General features: G+C 42.0%; 17 protein-coding genes. 7 read left to right on the top strand and 10 right to left on the bottom strand.

Annotation, left to right across the window (positions count from 1 at the left end):
• The first annotated feature begins 139 nt into the window (after positions 1 to 139).
• Both ACQFX9_RS07770 and ACQFX9_RS07765 read left to right on the top strand, forming a co-directional pair.
• Complete coding sequence (locus ACQFX9_RS07770) at positions 140 to 1,834, top strand: ABC-F family ATP-binding cassette domain-containing protein (RefSeq protein WP_427161457.1); 1,695 nt, start codon at positions 140 to 142, stop codon at positions 1,832 to 1,834.
• A 73-nt stretch (positions 1,835 to 1,907) separates the two neighbouring features.
• Positions 1,908 to 3,461: a Na+/H+ antiporter gene (locus ACQFX9_RS07765; RefSeq protein ID WP_427161456.1), complete on the top strand. Its 1,554-nt coding sequence runs from the start codon at positions 1,908 to 1,910 to the stop codon at positions 3,459 to 3,461.
• Between the two features lie 36 nt (positions 3,462 to 3,497).
• Here ACQFX9_RS07765 and ACQFX9_RS07760 read toward each other — a convergent pair whose 3' ends face one another.
• Both ACQFX9_RS07760 and ACQFX9_RS07755 read right to left on the bottom strand, forming a co-directional pair.
• Positions 3,498 to 4,043, bottom strand: a complete 546-nt coding sequence (locus tag ACQFX9_RS07760) for a DUF3124 domain-containing protein (protein WP_427161455.1) — start codon at positions 4,041 to 4,043, stop codon at positions 3,498 to 3,500.
• Positions 4,044 to 4,057: 14 nt separating this feature from the next.
• The gene (locus tag ACQFX9_RS07755; protein WP_427161454.1) at positions 4,058 to 4,735 is read right to left on the bottom strand and encodes a potassium channel family protein; all 678 of its coding nucleotides are present in this window, start codon (positions 4,733 to 4,735) and stop codon (positions 4,058 to 4,060) included.
• A gap of 518 nt (positions 4,736 to 5,253) precedes the next feature.
• On the opposite strand from ACQFX9_RS07755, the gene gpmI reads away from it, so the two are divergent.
• The 3 genes from gpmI to ACQFX9_RS07740 all read left to right on the top strand — a co-directional run bounded on the left by gpmI (position 5,254) and on the right by ACQFX9_RS07740 (position 8,096).
• Positions 5,254 to 6,852, top strand: a complete 1,599-nt coding sequence (gpmI, locus tag ACQFX9_RS07750) for a 2,3-bisphosphoglycerate-independent phosphoglycerate mutase (RefSeq protein WP_427161453.1) — start codon at positions 5,254 to 5,256, stop codon at positions 6,850 to 6,852.
• 233 nt (positions 6,853 to 7,085) lie between these two features.
• A complete protein-coding gene (gene secG / locus ACQFX9_RS07745) occupies positions 7,086 to 7,316 on the top strand; it encodes a preprotein translocase subunit SecG (RefSeq protein WP_236143981.1) in 231 nt (76 codons plus the stop codon).
• A 30-nt stretch (positions 7,317 to 7,346) separates the two neighbouring features.
• Positions 7,347 to 8,096, top strand: coding sequence for a peptidase (locus ACQFX9_RS07740; RefSeq protein ID WP_427161452.1), 750 nt, complete (start codon positions 7,347 to 7,349; stop codon positions 8,094 to 8,096).
• Here ACQFX9_RS07740 and ACQFX9_RS07735 read toward each other — a convergent pair.
• From ACQFX9_RS07735 to ACQFX9_RS07705, 7 genes are all read right to left on the bottom strand, one after another.
• Positions 8,090 to 9,151, bottom strand: coding sequence for a DUF6585 family protein (locus tag ACQFX9_RS07735; RefSeq protein WP_427161451.1), 1,062 nt, complete (start codon positions 9,149 to 9,151; stop codon positions 8,090 to 8,092). The genes ACQFX9_RS07740 and ACQFX9_RS07735 overlap by 7 nt on opposite strands.
• Positions 9,152 to 9,261: 110 nt before the next feature.
• Positions 9,262 to 10,401, bottom strand: a complete 1,140-nt coding sequence (locus ACQFX9_RS07730) for a glycosyltransferase family 4 protein (protein ID WP_427161450.1) — start codon at positions 10,399 to 10,401, stop codon at positions 9,262 to 9,264.
• A gap of 339 nt (positions 10,402 to 10,740) precedes the next feature.
• Complete coding sequence (locus tag ACQFX9_RS07725; RefSeq protein WP_427162828.1) at positions 10,741 to 12,384, bottom strand: MFS transporter; 1,644 nt, start codon at positions 12,382 to 12,384, stop codon at positions 10,741 to 10,743.
• Positions 12,371 to 13,357, bottom strand: a complete 987-nt coding sequence (recO, locus tag ACQFX9_RS07720) for a DNA repair protein RecO (protein WP_427161449.1) — start codon at positions 13,355 to 13,357, stop codon at positions 12,371 to 12,373. The genes ACQFX9_RS07725 and recO overlap by 14 nt, the downstream gene beginning before the upstream one ends.
• Before the next feature lie 72 nt (positions 13,358 to 13,429).
• Entirely contained in the window at positions 13,430 to 14,110 is a 681-nt protein-coding gene (gene deoC / locus ACQFX9_RS07715; RefSeq protein ID WP_427161448.1) for a deoxyribose-phosphate aldolase, read from the bottom strand.
• Positions 14,111 to 15,010: 900 nt separating this feature from the next.
• The gene (gene clpB / locus ACQFX9_RS07710; RefSeq protein WP_427161447.1) at positions 15,011 to 17,629 is read right to left on the bottom strand and encodes an ATP-dependent chaperone ClpB; all 2,619 of its coding nucleotides are present in this window, start codon (positions 17,627 to 17,629) and stop codon (positions 15,011 to 15,013) included.
• A 261-nt stretch (positions 17,630 to 17,890) separates the two neighbouring features.
• Positions 17,891 to 18,016 (bottom strand): hypothetical protein, encoded by a 126-nt coding sequence (locus ACQFX9_RS07705; RefSeq protein ID WP_264082478.1) that lies wholly within the window; start codon positions 18,014 to 18,016, stop codon positions 17,891 to 17,893.
• Positions 18,017 to 18,234: 218 nt separating this feature from the next.
• Between ACQFX9_RS07705 and ACQFX9_RS07700 the strand changes: the two genes are divergently transcribed.
• Together ACQFX9_RS07700 and ACQFX9_RS07695 are read left to right on the top strand one after the other, a co-directional pair.
• The gene (locus ACQFX9_RS07700; protein ID WP_427161446.1) at positions 18,235 to 18,618 is read left to right on the top strand and encodes a DUF3011 domain-containing protein; all 384 of its coding nucleotides are present in this window, start codon (positions 18,235 to 18,237) and stop codon (positions 18,616 to 18,618) included.
• A 295-nt stretch (positions 18,619 to 18,913) separates the two neighbouring features.
• Positions 18,914 to 19,171 (top strand): TIGR02450 family Trp-rich protein, encoded by a 258-nt coding sequence (locus ACQFX9_RS07695; RefSeq protein WP_427161445.1) that lies wholly within the window; start codon positions 18,914 to 18,916, stop codon positions 19,169 to 19,171.
• 222 nt (positions 19,172 to 19,393) lie between these two features.
• Here the strand turns inward: ACQFX9_RS07695 and ACQFX9_RS07690 are convergent, their stop codons facing one another.
• Positions 19,394 to 19,600 carry a hypothetical protein gene (locus ACQFX9_RS07690; RefSeq protein ID WP_427161444.1) on the bottom strand — a complete coding sequence of 69 codons (207 nt, stop codon included), beginning with the start codon at positions 19,598 to 19,600 and terminating at the stop codon, positions 19,394 to 19,396.
• Positions 19,601 to 19,829: the final 229 nt, after the last annotated feature.

Raw genomic sequence — 19,829 nt, 5'->3', positions numbered from 1 at the left:
TGCTCAAACAAGATTATTGTTTGTCTGAAAAGAGTTTTTGAGAGGAATTTTTGGTTAATTTTTGTTAATATTGGACACAGTGCTGGTGCTTCGTCCATAACTGTCCATAATTCCTTAACTCCTAACCAAGAAAAACTCAATGCTGCGACTAGAACATATTAGTAAAATTTATCCTACAGGCGAAGTTCTCAAAGATATCAACTGGGAAGTCAAGCCAGGCGATCGCATTGGTTTAGTCGGTGTGAACGGTGCAGGAAAATCCACCCAACTGAAAATCATCATGGGGGAAATCGAACCGACGGCTGGCGAAATTATTCGTCCTGCTAGTCTGCACATAGCTTATCTGAATCAAGAGTTTGAAGTAGATCCAGGCCGCACGGTTAGAGAAGAATTTTGGACTGTATTTAAAGAAGCTAACGCAGTACAGCTGGCTTTGGCGCAGGTACAGCATGAGATGCAAACGGCGACTCCTGAAGAATTGGACGCGCTGATTAATAAGTTGGATCGCCTACAGCGTCAGTTTGAAGCTTTAGACGGCTACGGTTTAGAAGCACGCATCGGGAAAATTCTCCCAGAAATGGGATTTGAGCCAGAAGATAGCGATCGCCTCGTAAGTGCTTTTTCTGGCGGTTGGCAAATGCGGATGAGTTTGGGTAAAATCCTCCTGCAAAAACCCGATGTCTTACTACTGGACGAACCTACGAACCACCTCGATTTAGAAACCATTGAGTGGTTAGAAAATTACCTCAAAGGTTTAACTACCCCAATGGTGATAGTTTCCCACGACCGAGAGTTTCTTGACCGTCTCTGCACCCAAATCGTGGAAACTGAACGCGGTGTTTCCACAACTTATTTAGGCAATTATTCCTCTTATCTCACACAAAAAGCTGAAAATCAATCAGCACAACTGAGTGCTTACGAACGTCAGCAAAAAGAAATCGAGAAACAACAGGCGTTTGTGGATAGATTCCGTGCTAGTGCTACCCGCAGCACCCAAGCCAAAAGCCGCGAAAAGCAACTAGACAAAATCGAACGCATCGAAGCACCCACAGGTAGCGTCAGAACCTTGCATTTCCGCTTTCCCCCTGCACCTCGGAGTGGTAGAGAAGTAGTCAAAATTAAGGATTTAACCCATATTTACGGCGACAAGATTTTATTCTTGGGTGCAAATCTGTTGATTGAAAGAGGCGATCGCGTCGCCTTCCTGGGTCACAATGGTGCAGGAAAATCTACCTTATTGCGAATGATTATGGGTTTAGAACCACCCACGGAAGGCAAGGTAGAATTAGGCGAACATAACGTCATTCCTGGCTATTTCGAGCAGAATCAAGCCGAAGCTTTGGATTTAAATAAAACAGTCATGGAAACTATTCACGATGAAGTTCCCGACTGGAAAAACGAAGATGTCCGCACGCTTTTAGGGAAGTTTTTATTTAGTGGTGACACAGTATTTAAACAAGTTGGGGCATTAAGTGGAGGCGAAAAAGCCCGTTTAGCATTAGCTAAAATGCTGCTGTGTCCGGCAAACTTAATTATTCTGGATGAGCCGACAAATCACCTGGATATTCCCGCCAAGGAAATGTTAGAAGAATCACTGCAAAACTACGATGGTACAGCTATTGTAGTTTCTCACGACCGCTATTTTATTTCCCAAGTGGCGAATAAAATTGTGGAAATTCGTGATGGTGAATTCCGCGTTTATTTAGGTGATTACCACTATTATCTCGGAAAAATTGCCGAAGAAAAAGAAGCGGCAAAATTAGAAGCGATCGCGGCGGAAAAAGCCGCTAAAAAAGCTGCCAAAGCCGCTAAAGCTTCTACTAAGAAGAAGTAATATCCAATTGGATTGTCAAAATTATCAGTAATTCACGGCAAAATGGTGCTGCTACTATTTCTTGATAACCAAAGTGAATGTTGCTGAATTAGTTAATATTTCCATTATTCTGCTACTAGTAGCCACGATTGTAGCTCTGCTCAGTCGTTGGCTACGAGTTCCTTATGTTACAGGTTTGGTTTTAGCTGGTTTAGCGATTACTGAACTTTTGCCAAGGCGTATTGGGCTGAGTGATTCCCTAATTCTCAACCTATTTTTGCCGATTCTGATCTTCGAGGCAGCTATCAATACAGATATCAGTCGTCTCCGCAGCACGATTAAACCCATAGCTTTATTAGCAGGGCCAGGGGTGGTAATTTCTGCAACTGTCACATCGGTCTTGTTAAAATTTGGACTGGGATTGAATTGGACAGCAGCATTACTGGCTGGGGTAATTTTGGCAATTACCGACACGGTTTCGGTAATCGCTGTATTTAAAGAGGTGTCTGTCCCTTCTCGTCTTTCCACCATTGTGGAAGGTGAAAGTTTATTTAACGATGGTATAGCTTTAGTTTTATTCAGTTTGATTGTTAAATTTAACGCAGCCGGTTCACTGACAATTTTAGATGGATGTCAAGAATTGTTTATGGTGATTGTCGGTGGAACACTCGTAGGTTTGGCTGTCGGATATTTAAGTACAGGTTTATTTGTGCGTTCAGATGAGCCGCTTAGTAGTATTCTACTGACAGTGGCTGTAGCTCTAGGCGCATTTCAAATTGGGCAATTTTTCAGTGTTTCCGGTGCAGTAGCCGTGGTTGTGGCTGGGCTAATTGTCGGGAATGTAGGCGTTTCAGATCAAGTTTCCGCTTCCACTCGATTAACACTGTTTAGTTTTTGGGAATCTATAGCTTTTGGGGTGAATAGCTTTATTTTCCTACTCATTGGTTTAGAAATTGACTTAATCACTTTTTGGCGAACTTTACCTGCTGTGGTGTTAGCAATTGTTGCCTATCAAGCAGGAAGAATACTCTCGGTTTATCCCCTGTTAGCTATAGTAGGTTGGTTTGATCGTCCTATTCCTTGGCGTTGGCAGCACGTCTTGTTTTTTGGTAACATCAAAGGCTCTCTTTCTATGGCACTGGCACTTAGCATTCCAGCAACAGTGACAGGCAGAGAACAACTCATTGCTATAGTCTTTGGCACGGTGTTACTATCCTTACTTGGGCAAGGAGTAAGTTTGCCGTGGTTGGTAAAACGGTTACAGTTATCTCAATCATCAACCTCTAATCAGCAACTAGAAGAATTGCAAGCCCAACTCATCACAGCTAAAGCAGCACAGGATGAATTAGATACTTTATTAAAAACAGGGGTATTACCAAAAGCTGTTTATGAAGAGATGCGTTCCACTTACCAGGTGCAAGTAGCAGCTGCGGAAAAAACATTACGAGAATCCTACAATCGCCGTTCCGATGAGTTTGATGTTGAAGGTGGTAAATTTACTAAACTTGATGCTATTCGTCGTCGATTACTACTAGCAGAGAAAGGCGCGCTCACTGAAGCGATGCGTAAGCGGATTATTTCCGAAGACATTGTTCGAGTGCGACTCAGAAAAATTGACGAGCAATTGCTGAAATTAGAAGATGATTAATATATTTAGTTAATCCTGAGTTGCCAATTATATTTCTTATTTTCCGCGGCTTTTGATGACTTTACCAGAACTAACAAAAGAAACCCCTTGCTGAAATTCAGTAGCAATCATAACTGCCTCTACTATCGGTTCAGAAACCTCTGTTTGTGCTACCCACTCTACAATAAAATTTGCCCCTAAACCGCCGCTAGTATCGTTTCTCGAAACATAAAAATCAGTTGAAGCTAAGGCATCAATTTGAATTGGTTGCTCTAAATACTGCTTAACTAATTTACCATCTGAGTCATAGTAACGCACAGAAGTAATGATGACAGGATTGGTCAAATCTGTATTACGAATGCTGAGGGTTGCTGCTAAATTTAAAATCTGTTGGCGATCATCATGATAGATATGGGAATAGATAGGTACATAGATAGTTTGACCCATTGCTATCTGAAAATTTTTATCCACAGTCACCACTGTTGCAGATGATTTTTTCGGATTAGGAGATGATTGTAATTTTGATGAATTTTCTAATGATGTACAAGATACCAGCAGGAACATCAAAGCAATTGTTAAACAAAAATATGGTGATAATTTCATGTAATTTGCTTACTTTATTTACAGCCTTCGATAAAGTCAATTACTTGATGTAAAGACCCAGGTTTTGTCACAATCAAGACAGTAGAACCAGGTTCTAGGACTGTGCTGCCGTTAGGAATTGTTAAATCCTCGTGGGGATGGGCTTGATAACCAATAATGAGAGAGCCAGAGGGAAAGCGGGAATCTTGGGCAATTTCAGCCAAACTACGACCAACAACATAACAATTGTTGGGGATAGAGAGTTTTAATACTTCAATCTGCCCTTGCTCAAAGTGCATCATTGATTCAACTTGCGGATATTCAATGGCATTTACCATTGTTGAAACGGCTAAATCCACAGTGCTGATAATATGATTTGCTCCTGCTAAACGCAGGGGTTCAGTAAAATCAGAATGGCGCATCCGAGTTAAAATATGCGTCACACCATAGTGTTTGGCAAGAGTGACCATTGCTAGGTTTAAAGCATCACTACGAAGCATTGCAGCTAACGCATTGGCTTTACGAATTCCTGCTTCTAACAAAACTTCTGTACTAACTGCACTCCCTTCAAAAGCAATTGCGCCTACTTGTTCACGAGCATAGCGACAAGCGGTAGGGTCAATATCAATCACAGCCACAGTGTGTCCCAGTTCTACCAGCCTTTGAGCCAAAGAGAGACCCACTAAGCCTGCTCCACCAATTAGCACGTACATAGCTGTTCTTGATCCTCTTTAACTTTTGATGTCACTTTATTCAGGTTAGCAAAGTAGTGGAGGTATTAATTTTACAAATTGGTGGAAGTTCTTGCTTAGGATATGTTGATATTTTCTGTGAGAATATCAAAAAACCCTACTTTTGATTAACGTTATACTAACTCCACTCTGCAAAAATGCTTATTCTTATCAGTTAATACCATGTCAAATTAGGTTGCGTGCCTTCCAGTCAAGTTAACACAATCAAATCTCAAAACCCTTGCCAGATTTAGCTCTCCTCATCCTGTAGCTTCCTGTGCTGTCTGGCTTTCAACTTCAAGGTACAGCATTTTGAGTTTTAAACTGTTAATTGCTGGTTTCTTCTATCACAAAATATTCGCGACAATCAATAAAATTTAAGAAAAGATAAAAAATATGGAATTATGTCATGAAAGAAGTTAATAGGCAGAAATTCACTTGCAGTGGTGGATAGCAGTGGTATCATTCGGTTATTACAAAAAGTAAAGGGCAATTTTACTATGACCAAAGCACCTGTTGCTCCTGTGGTGCTAGTCATTTTAGACGGATGGGGCTACTGCGAGGAGAAGCGAGGAAACGCTATTATCGCTGCCAAAACGCCAGTAATGGGAAGTTTATGGGCAGCCTACCCGCATACTCTCATCCACACATCAGGGAAAGCCGTAGGATTGCCAGAGGGTCAAATGGGTAACTCAGAAGTTGGTCATTTGAACATCGGCGCAGGTCGAGTCGTACCACAGGAATTGGTACGCATTTCTGATGCTGTGGAGGATGGTTCTATCCTCAGCAACTCAGCTCTTGTCAAAATTTGCCAGGAAGTTCGCTCTCGGAATGGCAAGCTGCATGTAGTTGGGCTGTGTTCTGAGGGTGGAGTACACTCACATATCACCCATCTGTTCGGACTACTTGACTTAGCCAAAGATCAGCGAATTTCAGAAGTTTGTATCCACGCCATCACTGATGGCCGTGACACTGCACCCACAGATGGAATCAAAGCCATCAGTGCTATCGAAGACTACATCAATCGTGTAGGCATTGGACGCATTGTAACTGTTAGTGGTCGTTACTATGCAATGGATCGCGATCGCCGTTGGGATCGAGTCCAACAAGCCTATAACGTCATGACCCAAACTGGCAACGGTGACGGTCGTCAAGCGGTGGATGTCTTACAAGCATCCTATGCCGAAGGCGTGACCGATGAATTTATTGTTCCAGTACGTATTGCTCCTGGCGCAGTCGAGCCAGAAGACGGGGTGATATTCTTCAACTTCCGCCCTGACCGTGCTAGACAATTAACTCAAGCGTTTGTCAGCGAAGAATTTACAGGTTTTGCTAGAGAGCAAGTCAAGCCTCTGTCCTTTGTGACATTTACCCAGTATGATGGCGATTTGCCTGTAACTGTGGCCTTTGAACCACAGAATTTGAGTAATATTCTGGGTGAAGTCATCGCCAATCATGGTTTAAAGCAGTTTCGGACTGCGGAAACCGAAAAATACGCCCACGTTACTTATTTCTTTAACGGGGGTTTAGAAGAACCATTTGCGGGAGAAGACCGGGAATTAGTCAGCAGTCCAATGGTAGCGACCTATGACAAAGCCCCGGCCATGTCAGCCGCCGCCGTAACTGATGTAGCGATCGCCGCCATTGCCAAAGGCATCTACTCCTTGGTGGTGATCAACTATGCAAACCCAGATATGGTAGGTCATACTGGTCAAATGGATGCTACTGTCACAGCCATTGAAACAGTAGATAATTGTTTAGGTCGTCTGTTAGAAGGTGTAAGCAAAGCCGGTGGTACAGCTATTATTACCGCCGATCATGGCAACGCCGAGTATATGCTAGATGAAGCAGGTAATTCTTGGACGGCTCACACTACTAACCCAGTTCCCCTAATTTTAGTGGAAGGTGAAAAAGCCAAAATCCCTGGCTATGGTACAAATGTCGAATTGCGGAATGATGGCAAACTAGCTGACATCGCACCCACGATTTTAGACATTTTACAACTACCCCAACCACCAGAAATGACCGGGCGATCGCTGCTCAAACCAGCAGAATACGACGTACAACGCCCTCGCACACCTATACCAGTAGGGTTGTAGAGAGTGCTGAGTGGTGAGTGCTGAGTGGTGAGTGCTGGGTGGGGAGTTGGGAGTGCTGAGTGCTGTTAGCGCGGCGTTTAGCTGGTGGGGAGTTGGAAGTGCTGGGTGCTGAGTGAGGAACTCAATTCCCCCCTTGTCTACCTTGTCCACCCAATCCCCAATCCCCAGTCCCCAGTCCCCAGTCCCCAACCCCGACCATATTTTAAAACTTTTGATCAAAAGAGATTGCTACCATGACAGTAATGAATATTTTGCAAGCTATTTGGGCGATTTCTGCCCTGGGCGTTATCGTTTTAGTATTACTCCATAGCCCCAAAGGTGATGGTATCGCTTCTATTGGTGGACAAGCACAGTTATTTACCAGCACCAAAAGCGCAGAAAATACCTTAAACCGCATTACTTGGGCATTAACAGTGATTTTTCTGGGTTTAACAGTAGTTTTAAGTGCTGGTTGGCTAAAATAAGTCAAAATCTAGTTACCAGGAGCTAGGTAGATGGGGAATAATATTTCATACCCAAAACCTAATACCCTGAACAAGTTCATTAACAAGCAGTTATTAGCAGCCTTGGTATTGGCGATCGCCACGGGGCTGCTAGTTGTTTTAACTAATTTCTCAGGTTTTGCTGTTTCCCCAAAATTACCTCCAGCCAAAACCCATCCCCTACCGCCTACACTGGCTCAATGGCAAGATAACACTAATAGTGGTGACTATTTCTCGCAAATAGCCACCACTGAAGTCGGTTATTTAGTGTGGTCGAAATTTCCTGTGAAAGTGTTTATTCAACGACCAACAGGAATTAATGACCAACAGGCGCAAGTTTGGTTTAATAGTGTTTTAGAAACTGTCCAAGAGTGGAATGATTTTTTACCTTTACTAGTAGTAGAGTCTTCAGACATAGCTGACATTACTATTGAGCGCAAAACCCCGCCTTTAGAGTTTTCCCGTGAAGATAGAATTCCGCGTGCGCGTTCTGCTTTAACTCGCTACGATTTATATACTCTTGATCATGTTTTACTGCACCGTGTCAGTATTTTATTGAGTCCTAGCCAAACTGGTCGTTATCTTTTAGCAGCTTCCCGTCACGAACTCGGTCACGCTTTGGGAATTTGGGGTCATAGTCCCCTAGAAACGGACGCGCTTTACTTTTCCCAAGTCCGCAACTCGCCGTTTATTTCCCATAGAGATGTGAATACGTTAAAGCGGATTTACGAACAACCTACTAGTTTAGGTTTTAGCTATTGAATATCTAAATCAATATATAAATCACCAGGTTCACCACCGCGACGACCTGCGTTGCCCTCCCCTACAATAGTGAGGCGATCGCCTGCTACACTATGAGGGGGAATTGCCATCTTGATTTTTCTCATTACTTGATTTTGTCCCTCTCCTAGACAGACAAAACATTGATTTCCTCGACTATCTAACCCTAAACCGTGACATTCATCACAAATTTCCCAACGACTAAAGCTCACTTCTTTTTCTGGACAGCCTGATATAGCTTCAGCTTGGCTGATTTTGAGATTTAGGTGAATATCATTACCTTTGCTGGGAGTTGTAGTTTGTGGCTTGGTGATAGCCATAATTTCATATAACAGATTCAAAAATACATAAATATTGGGAATAGCTGCAATGTTGAGTAGTAAATCTCCACGCTCTTTTAATATTAATACTTGACCTTGGACTACTCTAATATTTTTAATTTGCTCCCAGGGTAATGATTGTTTCTCGATAATTATCCCATTTTGGTTCACTGTAATATCTTTAAATTTAACGTTCTCACCTCTTTGATAAGCCGATAAAACTACGGGTAATTGGTGATGTAATATCTTATTTTGGATATACTCTCCCGCTTGTCTAATATCTTGAAAAATATTTGTCAGAGATATTGGTTTAACCTGATTTTTGAGATAAATTGTGTATTTATATTGTGTTGAAGTGGAAATTCCGTTTACGGATGTCGTGATAATTTGTTGAAATATCTCTTGAACATCCTCATATTTAGCTATGATTGAATTATTCTTATTAACATAAATAAATCCGTTTTCGTAGATAAATAACTCTTTATTTTTGTTTGCCAGAAATACTGCAAAATATATAGCGGTAGAGATGAAAAATAGCCCCAAACTTAAAAGCAGGGCGATAAATATATCTACATTGCGAGATACTACTAATATTACAAATAATAACGACGTTATTATCGATATACCCACGAGATATGCTCGTGAAAGGAACTCAGCCTGACAGTTCTGCACAAAGCTACCTAAGTCATTTTGTGCAGCTAAATCATTGATATCCATTGTTAATTGACTTGATGGGGAAAGTATGACTTTAAATACATAATTCCCGAAAATTCAGTCAAATTAACGATTCTCAATATTTTGAACAATCAAAGACTTGGGTATAAATCCTAACTAAGCTTTACTGGTTGTGATGCTAAAACTTCTTGATAAAGTTCTTCTAATTTAGTAATGTTTTTACTGAGAGTGTAAAGGTCTAATACGCGGTTTCTGGCTTTTTGACCTAGCAAAGTTGTTAATTCAGGATGGTCTTGAAATAAAGGTAACAGAGTACGTAATTGCGATCGCGCTGTTTTCGGGTTGACAACGACTCCTGCACCTTTTTCTAAGACTTCCCCATCTGCACCGACATCTGTGGCTATACAAGCTAATCCACAAGCCATTGCCTCTAATAAAGATAAAGACAATCCCTCCACTAATGAAGGCAAAATAAAGACATCTGCACCGCGTAAAATCTTAATGCGTCGCTCTTCATCAGCGACAAACCCTAGCCAGACAATACCGTATTCAGCACCATAAAATGGCTCTAAGGAAGCTCTTAACGGGCCATCACCTACAACTAATAATTTGCTACCTGCTCCCATATTGGCTTGCTTCCAAGCTCTCAATAGAGATTCTACATTTTTTTCGGGAGCGATTCTGCCTTGATAAACAAACAAACGTTCTGCTTTAAATTCTGCTTTAACTTCCGAATAACCAGGAGAGTATTTATCTATATCTACACCATTGGGAATGACTGCGATTTTTTTGTCGCGTACACCCATATTGGCTAACAATTCTCGCTGAATTTGAGAAAAGACAATGACGCGATCGTAGTTATCCAAAAAAGGCGCGTAGAGTTGATACGCTAAAAGTTGTGTTCCTGAAATTAGCTTCGCCCCTTTCCCTGCAAATGGCGTATGAAATGTAGCCACTAGGGGCAAATTTAATTGATCACAAATTTCTGGTAGAAAAAAATCTAGGGGAGATAAAGTCAAAGAAGCGTGGACAATATCCGGTTTGATTTCCCTGAGTGACTCAGTTAAAACCTTTGTGGCTTTTAAAGTTGGTATGGTGTAAACCTGCGATTTATAAATGAAAGGCAAAGAAACTTCTTGAAAGTTTGGCCAATTGTCACTTTCAGATTCTTCTTGAGCAAAGTGTAGAAAGCTAACTTGATGCCCGCGATCTAACAAAGAGTTAGTGATTTCTCTACTGTAAGTAACGTTGCCACAAAAGGGTGACTTTTTTCCAATCCAGGCTATACGCATTCTTGATCAGCTATCAGAAGAGCAGGGTTGATTATTTATTTTGAATTGTTTGTGTTATCTGTCGGCTTGCTGGTTGTCTATTGCTTGTGTTTTCACTATAAACTCACCATAAAAATCGGCTTGATTCTGTTATAAAGCAAATATTCTATGGGCTGATTTACTGTGTTTTCACCTGTAAGTAGAAGTACGTTGATCACAGGGATTCCTGGTAAGTATCCAACTGATTGCCAGCAAAGTTAAGTCAAATTTTTATGAGATTAGTTTAGCATGAAAGGTTTGGCTTTGAATGCAGGAGCGATCGCCTGGCATTGATAAAAAATTTGGATGAAATAGCTGATATTAATCACGGGAGTTATACCAAGTTAAAATCCCGCCAGAAATGACAATCACGGCTAATCCCATAAATACAGCTTTTAAACCCACAAAGGTTTCCGCCACCCCTGCTAATGCTAAAGGTAGGGATAAGGCAATATTCACAACGTTATTCTGTAAGCCGAAGACTTTACCGCGCATTGCTGGTAAAGTTTCTGTTTGAATAGTCGTCTGCATTGGAATACCCACCAAAGCCCCAAACACACCCAGGGTTGTGACTAAAAGTAAGACTAAACCCAATTGTGTGGTAAATACAGACAAACCGATTAAAGATGCTGCCATACCTACGCAGCCAAATAAGCTTAGTTGATTATAGGAAAAACGTTGCCCGAATTGACCAATCAAGGTCGCACCAATGGCAATTCCTACGCCACCAGCCGCCAATAAAAAGCCGAACTGAGAAGCTTTTAAATGAGGAATAATTTCTGCCATCCGCACAGCTAAAACTGTCAGTGCAGCAAACACAGAAAATAAAATGGTCAGTTGCAGTAAGGCATTACGGACATGATAGTTCTCTTTGAGATAGCGTAACCCATCCTGCAAGTCGGAAAACACATGGGGAAATTCTGTTTCTGGGGCGTGAGTTTTTTCGTTAGTGGCTAGTAATAACAAAATAATACTGGCGATCGCATAGCTACCACCCACCAAAAGTTCCTTCCCAAAGCCGTTATGTCCACCCAGTTGCGCCCAAATCGTATCCGCCAAAGCCAGTAACGGTTCTCCTACAGCAAACCCCACAATTACCGATGCCATCATTGTGGTTGTATATAAAGAATTCGCCGAGAGTAAATCCTGTTCTTTGACTACTAAAGGAATCGCTGCCTGTTCTGCTGGGGCAAAAAACTGCGTTAATGTAGACACTAAAAAAGTGACCGCCAAAATAATCGCAAAACCTACAGGTAACATCCCTATGGGTTGCCAATCATGAGTCAACCATAGCAACAGGGGAATCACTAAGACTAAAATGCCCCGCCACGCATTAGTAGCAACTAACACAGCCTTTTTTGACCAGCGATCGACAAACACACCCGCCACCGAACCAAACAGCACAGCCGGAATCGTGAATGCCATCATTAAAGCCGATACCCAACCACTGATGCTTTGATTGCTGCCTTGGAATTCACTGTTAATCAAAGCAATCATCAATACTAAGTAGACTTTATCTGCTAGCTGACAAAATACCTGACCACCCCAAAGCGCGAGAAAGTTGGGATTTTTCAATACAGCCCCAAAACCCTGCTGTGGCTGCCCATTGGAAGTTGTGACTCCTCCAACACCAGAATCGCCTGCTGATGGAGATTCTGTTTTTGGAGTAGTGGACTGTTGATGATTACTATGTCCATTAGTTGGTTCACCAGCAGGATTTTCATCTGGCTGCGTCAGCTTTAAAGGCTCTGGTAAATCTGGTTGAGTTTTTTCCGATGTCCAAGATTTATTTTGATGGGAAATGTCTTCACCGGACATTTCTTGGCTGTGGGTGTGAATGGGCAGAGAATGGGGAACAGCATTTAAATAACTGGGTACGGTAGTAGGAGCCGATGCCCTATTCTGTTTTCTGGCGTGTGGGGGTGACAACGGCAGAATTGTCGTATCAAAATCAGACGGTTGCATCATGGTTGGCAGCAAAATAAGAATCGATTAAAGAGGCGGAGCGAATAGGGCGACCTAAATGATACTGAGCATACTGGCGTAAAATCTGCTCTACAGATAACCAGCTTTCATCTTTGATGGTGCTACTTTGCATTATCTCTGGTTGTGAGAGCTGTTGGAGCATTGCCAGTTCATAAGAATTTAATCTGACAGAAATCACGGGGATTTCTTGGCGATGGACAACGGTTTGGTATTCGGGGGTTGGGGGTTGGGGGTTGGGGACTGGGGACTGGGGATTGGGAACTGGGGATTGGGGACTGGGGACTGGGGTATTTAATTTTGAATTTTGAATTTTGAATTTTGAATTGATTTGCCCCTGCTCCCTTGCTTCCCTACTGGCGGCTTTTCGCAAATTTTCCCAAGCTTCTAAACAAACAATGCCACCTGATGAGATGCTAAAGCCTACTTGCCAATGGGGATTTGTCCAGTCTGGGGTGAGATGACGTTGAGTTAAGCAACAGGTTTGGACTTGGGGGGTGAGTCCTGCTAATGCTAAGAAATGAAAAACCGCATGGGCGAGACAGGCTAAAATACTGGACTGCTGATTTTTGGGTACAGTTTCTAAACGCTGGAGATGTTCATTGAGTAATTCATATAGTTCCTCTTGGGGATGTTCAGTTAACGCCTGACAAAGAACTATTTCCGCTAAATACTGACTCGCTGCCAATTTTCCCAAATCTTGGGCTAAACCAGGATAAGTTTTCACTGTTTGGGCTTGAGTAATTTTATCGAGCGATCGCCCCTTAGCAATCAGTAGGTCATTGACTACAAACATCCCGCTTCTACCCCCAAGACTAGAATTGTGTTTGCGCGCGCCTGGGGCTACTGCTCGAATCAACCCAAATTCCCTTGTCAAAATGGTTACTATTTTATCTGATTCTCCCAGCACTTGGGTTTTAAGATTAATACCCGTGGCTTTATAGGTTCTACTCATTAGTTATTAACTATTAGTTCTTAGTCACTAGTCATTATGTGAAGACAAAAAGTAAATGACAAATGACTCAGACTATCCACCTTTCTCCAGGTTATCGCGCCCTCGGATCAAATCAATACCACGAGATGTGCCTAATCTAGTCGCACCCGCCAATATTAAGTCTAAGGCTTGCTCTAGGGTACGAATTCCCCCAGAAGCTTTAATTCCAACTCTGTCGCGTGCGACTTCCTTCAACAACCGCACATCGGCGACTGTCGCCCCACCATTCCAGCCTGTACTGGTTTTTATAAAGGCTGCACCTGCATCCATTGCAATTTCAGCCCCTAGTTTTTTTTCTGCATCTGTCAATAGGTTAGTTTCCAAAATCACCTTGACTGTTTGCCCTGTCTCCTCACAGATTTCAGCAATTTCTCGGTGAATAGCATCAGTTTTACCAATTTTTAACCAACCTAAATTCATGACTACATCTAACTCTGTAGCCCCGTTTTCTGTTGCTTCCTGCGCTTCATACAACTTCACAGACCCCGTTGTTGCCCCTGTAGGAAAACCAATGACTGTACAAACTTTGGTTTTTTTCCCATGTAGAAGTTCTGTGGCTTGTTTGACATAAACGGGGTATACACACACCGACGCAAAATTAAATCTATCAGCTTGTTGACACCATTGCTCAACCTGCTCTGGTGTAGCTGTTGGCGTTAACAAGGCATGATCGATAAATGGCGCAATATCAATATCTGGATAGTCTGCTGCCATCGTGCTTTTACCAAAATAAATGAACTATATGTGTTTATAAAAAAATAACAATCTTATTATTAATTAAACCATATATACTCCGAGTCTAACTTGAAAGTGCTGGTAGCGGAGTACGGTGTTAGCCGATGGTGAGTTTTGTTAGGGGTAGACAGGCATTTAGCCTGTGATGATTGCTGAGTAAAAATCCATACTAATTATCCCAATTTGGTATTAGTTAAATATTAAATTTATTCCCAGATAAAAAAATAATTATGCTGCTCATACCATGTCTTGATGAAGTAGAGTGGTTGCATACAACATATCTACATAGGGGCTGTTGAATAACTTGAAAACGCTTTACTAGTAAGCAATTTGCGACTATTTTTCGGAAAAAAGTGCAAGAGAATTGGCATATAAGACTGAAAAAGCTTGCATTTCCAATTTTTTTGCCTACAAAAGATTGGAAAAAATCAGGGTAAAACTATTCCCTGTTCCCTGTTCCCTGTTCCCCGTTCCCTATCTCCACTAAAGGACTTTTTCAGCAAGCCCTACATAATTTATTTGGCGCAACTTCATAGAGAATTGGTATTACAGCATTCCAACCATAGATTAACGTGAATTCGATAAGCTTTTTTTGACCTCTCCCCCAGCCCCTCTCTCTTGAAAAGTTCTGATCGGAGGAAACCTCCGCTCAGACTTTTCGCTCCGACGCGGAGAGGGGAGTAAAGAGCTAAAATATTAACGAAAAATGTGGGTTTTAAAGCCTCTCTCCTTGCAGGGGAGAGGTTTGGAGAGGGGTTTTTCTGTTCGTTGAACTCACGTTAAATTAATTCAATGATTGAAAATAGCAAAAAATGCAAAGACACATATGAATAAAAATGCGTCTTTGCTGGCAATATGGTTGAGTTAATTTCTAGTTAACTAACTACTAAACACCTCAACAGGTAAACGACTAAAGGACAATCTTTCATTCTGGACATCGACAAAAATTGTATCCCCGTCGTTAAATTCACCGCGCAAAATCGCCTTAGCAATTTGCGTTTCTAACTCGCGTTGAATCGCCCGCTTCAGTGGCCGCGCTCCAAATACAGGGTCGTACCCTACTTCGGCTAAAAAGTCAAGAGCAGCTTCTGAGAGACGTAGGGACATCTTGCGATCGCCCAATCTTTCCCGTAATCTTTCCACTTGTAATTGGACAATCTGCCGTAATTCTCGCTTATCCAAACCGTGGAAGATAATAATTTCATCAATCCGGTTGAGGAACTCAGGACGGAAACTACTCCGCATAGCTTCCATTACCCGATGACGCATTTCATCATAGCGGGAATCATCCCCAGCTACATCGAGAATATACTGCGAACCGATGTTACTGGTCATAATAATAATGGTGTTCTTGAAGTCCACAGTATGACCTTGGGCATCAGTCACACGACCATCATCGAGAATTTGCAGGAAAATATTAAACACATCGGGGTGCGCTTTCTCGATTTCGTCAAACAGAATTACAGCGTAGGGACGGCGGCGAATTGCTTCCGTGAGTTGTCCGCCTTCTTCATATCCTACATAACCAGGAGGCGCACCAATTAACCGCGAAACCGCGTGTTTCTCCATATATTCCGACATATCAATCCGCACCAATGCTTCTTCGGTGTCGAACATATACGCCGCCAACGCTTTGGCTAACTCGGTTTTACCTACGCCTGTGGGGCCAAGGAAGACAAAGCTAGCAATGGGACGATTCGGATCAGCCAAACCAGCGCGCGATCGCTGAATCGCATCAGCTACAGCCGTCACTGCTTCTTGTTGTCCAATGACTCGGTGATGCAATTCGTCTTCTAAATTTAGGAGTTTCTCTTTCTCCGATTCCACTAACTTACTAATAGGAATCCCTGTCCATTTAGAAATAATTTCCGCAATATCCGCTTCGGTGACTTCCTCCCGCAATAGCGATTTGCCGGTTCTTTGGGCGTTAGCGAGTTCGCTTTCTGCGGCTTCGAGTCGGCGATGTAAATTGGTTAACTTGCCATATTTTAATTCGGCGGCGCGGTTGAGGTCGTAGTTTCTCTCGGCTTGCTGAATTTCTAAGTTAACTTTGTCAATCTCTTCTTTGACAGACTGAATTTTGGTAATGATATCTTTTTCTGACTGCCATTGAGCATTGAGGGTTCTTTGTTCTTCTTTGAGATCCGCCAGTTCTTTTTCTAATCTTTCTAACCGTTCACGGGAAGCTGCATCACTTTCTTTTTGCAAAGACAGCTTCTCCATTTCCAACTGCAAAATTTTGCGGTCGATTTCGTCTAGTTCTTCTGGCTTAGAAGTAATTTCCATTTTGAGCCTAGCGGCGGCTTCATCTACCAAGTCAATGGCTTTATCTGGAAGGAAGCGATCGCTAATATAACGACTAGACAAGGTAGCGGCTGCAACTAAGGAACTATCGGAAATTTTCACCCCGTGGTGGACTTCATAGCGTTCCTTCAATCCCCGTAAAATAGAGATGGTATCTTCTACACTGGGCTGGTCTACGTAAACTTGTTGGAAACGTCTTTCTAAAGCTGCGTCTTTCTCTATATATTTACGATATTCATCTAAAGTAGTCGCCCCAATACAACGCAACTCACCCCGCGCCAACATGGGTTTGAGCAAATTCCCCGCATCCATCGCGCCTTGAGTTGCACCTGCGCCGACGACGGTATGAATTTCATCGATAAATAGAACTATATTCCCGCCGGATTCGGTGACTTCCTTTAAGACAGCTTTTAAACGTTCCTCAAATTCTCCCCGGAATTTCGCCCCCGCAATCATCGCCCCCATATCTAGAGAGATTAACTTGCGGTCTTTGAGAGATTGGGGAACATCACCCGCTACAATGCGCTGTGCTAGACCTTCCGCGATCGCAGTTTTACCCACACCTGGTTCACCGATCAACACAGGGTTATTTTTGGTACGGCGCGACAAAATTTGAATAGTGCGGCGAATTTCATCATCGCGCCCAATGACTGGATCAAGTTGACCTTGACGGGCTGCTTCTGTGAGGTCACGCCCGTATTTTTCCAGTGATTGGTATTTTCCTTCTGGATTTTGGTCGGTCACTTTTTGACTCCCACGAACTTGTTTAATAATATCTTTTAGTTTGTTTTCATCTAAACGGAATTCTTGAAATAAACCTTTGCCGAGGCGATCGTCTTTTGTGTAAGCCAGCAATAGGTGTTCAATAGAAATATATTCGTCTTGAAAATCTTTCCGATGTCCTTCAGCACGGTCTAACAGCGTGTCTAAACTCCGCCCCAAGTATACAGAAGTGCTGTTTCCTGAGACTTTTGGTTGACGTTGGATAAATTGTTCAGTCCGGTCACTGATTTTTTGTAAGTTCACACCTGCTTTCGTCAAAATCGCACTGGCTAAACCCTCTTGTTCGAGGAGGGCTTTCATCAAGTGTTCGCTTTCTATCTGCTGTTGTTGATGCTGTTTAGCTATCTCAGGAGTGTGGGCGATCGCTTCCCAAGCTTTTTCTGTAAATTGGTTCGGGTTAGTCGGTTGCATAGGCTGATTGAGGAACGTAGACGCGCAGATGCAAATAAAAATTTAGTCGGCAGTTAGACCAATTCGCAATTCGCAATTCGCAATTCGCAATTGAGAAACTCTCATTTAGCAAGACTTTCGTCCTTGAGAGCAGGCTTTATACTTATGGTCTTCTTTAATTTTGAATTTTGAATTTTGAATTTTGAATTGATTCTTTCCCTGCTATATATGGTTATTTTATGAATTCCAGCACCAATAGCTGGATCGGTCTTCACGTCTTCATCAGGTAGTAGTATTACCTTTTAGTTCATGCTGTTGAGTCTGCTTACCTGGGGATATGCGTAAGCCAGGAAAATCCCGCATCTTGTTTTCACTCGTGACAATACTGACAAATGTGCCATAAGTCACGGTCAGTTCATACTAGTCAATTGTCAAGACAGAGCAAAATAAGCTCCAATTGAGTTGACGGTAGGCGGCTTCATTCATAAATATGACTTTTATCACAGTTATAATCGTGACTTTTGGCATATTTGGTCATTCATCTCGAATTTTATGATCAAGATAGTTTGGATTTCACCAAACTTACTTAATTGTCATGGTGTTATATTCACGGAGATGAATTCATTATGCTTAGACGTTTTTCAGTCATAGCTACTACCTTAGCTGTTGCCAGTAGTATCAGTACACTTTTAAGTTTTGCTCCTCCCGCATCCGCACGAGAAATCGTTACTTGTGAAAGTGTGAATAATCGCCGGAATGTCTGTTATATAGGTAGAGGACGAGTTAGATTTATCAGACAGGTATCTGACGCGAGTTGTAGAGGAAATTGGGGTTATGTCCGCGATCGCGTTTGGGTGAGAAACGGTTGTCGCGCTCAATTTGCAGTCCCTCAAAGATATAACAGAGGTGGCAGATACGACAGATACGACCGAGATAATAGATACGACAGAGGTGACAGATACGAAAGACAGGAAAGATACGACCGAGATATGAGATATAACGGATACTAGAATGCCACCAATTGCGGTCAAATACGCCCGCTAGCAGCACTAAGTATCAGCAAAGGACAGAAAGCAAAAGTATTTAGCTGATTTGTTGTATTTTAATTTATGGTTTCGCTGGGTTTTAAGTAAAACAAGTATTTTGACTAAAATTCTTGAATATCACAATCAATCTGATTTCAACGTAGAAATCGGTAGCTGTGGGTTAAGTGCAATAACTGTAAAGAATTGCATTTAACCCACAGCTATTAGTACGATACATTAATGTAAATATTTATCAAGAAATAAAATTAACTATTGACAAATGAATAAAAAACAGAAATTCCCTTACTTGCTGGGTTCTAAATGGACAGCCACACAAAAAGTAGATGGTTGGAGACACTTTCAAGTCGTCAACCGCAAAAATCAAGGTAAGTGGGTTTACGCTGAGATGGTAGCGGCGTGTGATCCTCATGTCCGGTTTTGGATGAACGCCAAATTATTGCAAGATGGTTCGCAATGGCAAGCTGGATGGCAATCACTCCAAGAAATCGCCGCACTAGATACCGAGGCAACATCTTAGTCAAATCTTGATGATATTGGGAAAATTAATAATTTTTTACAAGCTAATTTTATTTAGCTAATCTACTTCAGACAAGCGCAGTTTACATATAGGCAGAAAGGGTAGAATTCTTTACTGATCATGGCTTTTGGTCTATCTACTGATTACATCAATAACGCCGTGTGCAACTTTTCTTCAAACCTAACCCCCAACCCCTTCCCTACAAGGGAAGGGGAGCAACAATCAAAGCCTCTCTCTTTGCAGGGGAGCCAGTGCGTTGGGCGGGCAATGCCCGACTTGTTCTCGGAGCGTTCCCGTAGGGTAGCAACTGGCGTGAGAGCTTTGGAGAGGGGTTTCGAGAATAAGTCGCACATCGCGTTCAATATGTAATTTGCGGTCAGCTAAGCTGGGCGGAACGCCATCGCCATTAGTTAAATCCTGTCTAGCCATATCACAGTGCTGATTCAAGCCTGCTAAATCAATGGAAAATATTGATAATTCTTGATTTAGTAATTTTGTTTTTTGTAACTATTTTTATATATAAAATTTAATAAAATAGTTTAAATTGCTTTTTTAAGCCAAAAAATATGATTTTATAGAATTTGTAATCTAAAATATCTTAATTTAACTGGTTATTTTCTTATTTAGCGGTTTTTCAAATTACCACCCCCTTTATTTC

This window comes from Aliinostoc sp. HNIBRCY26, from assembly GCF_050235535.1.
Taxonomy (GTDB): domain Bacteria; phylum Cyanobacteriota; class Cyanobacteriia; order Cyanobacteriales; family Nostocaceae; genus Trichormus.
This window is presented reverse-complemented; position numbering and strand designations above follow the sequence as displayed.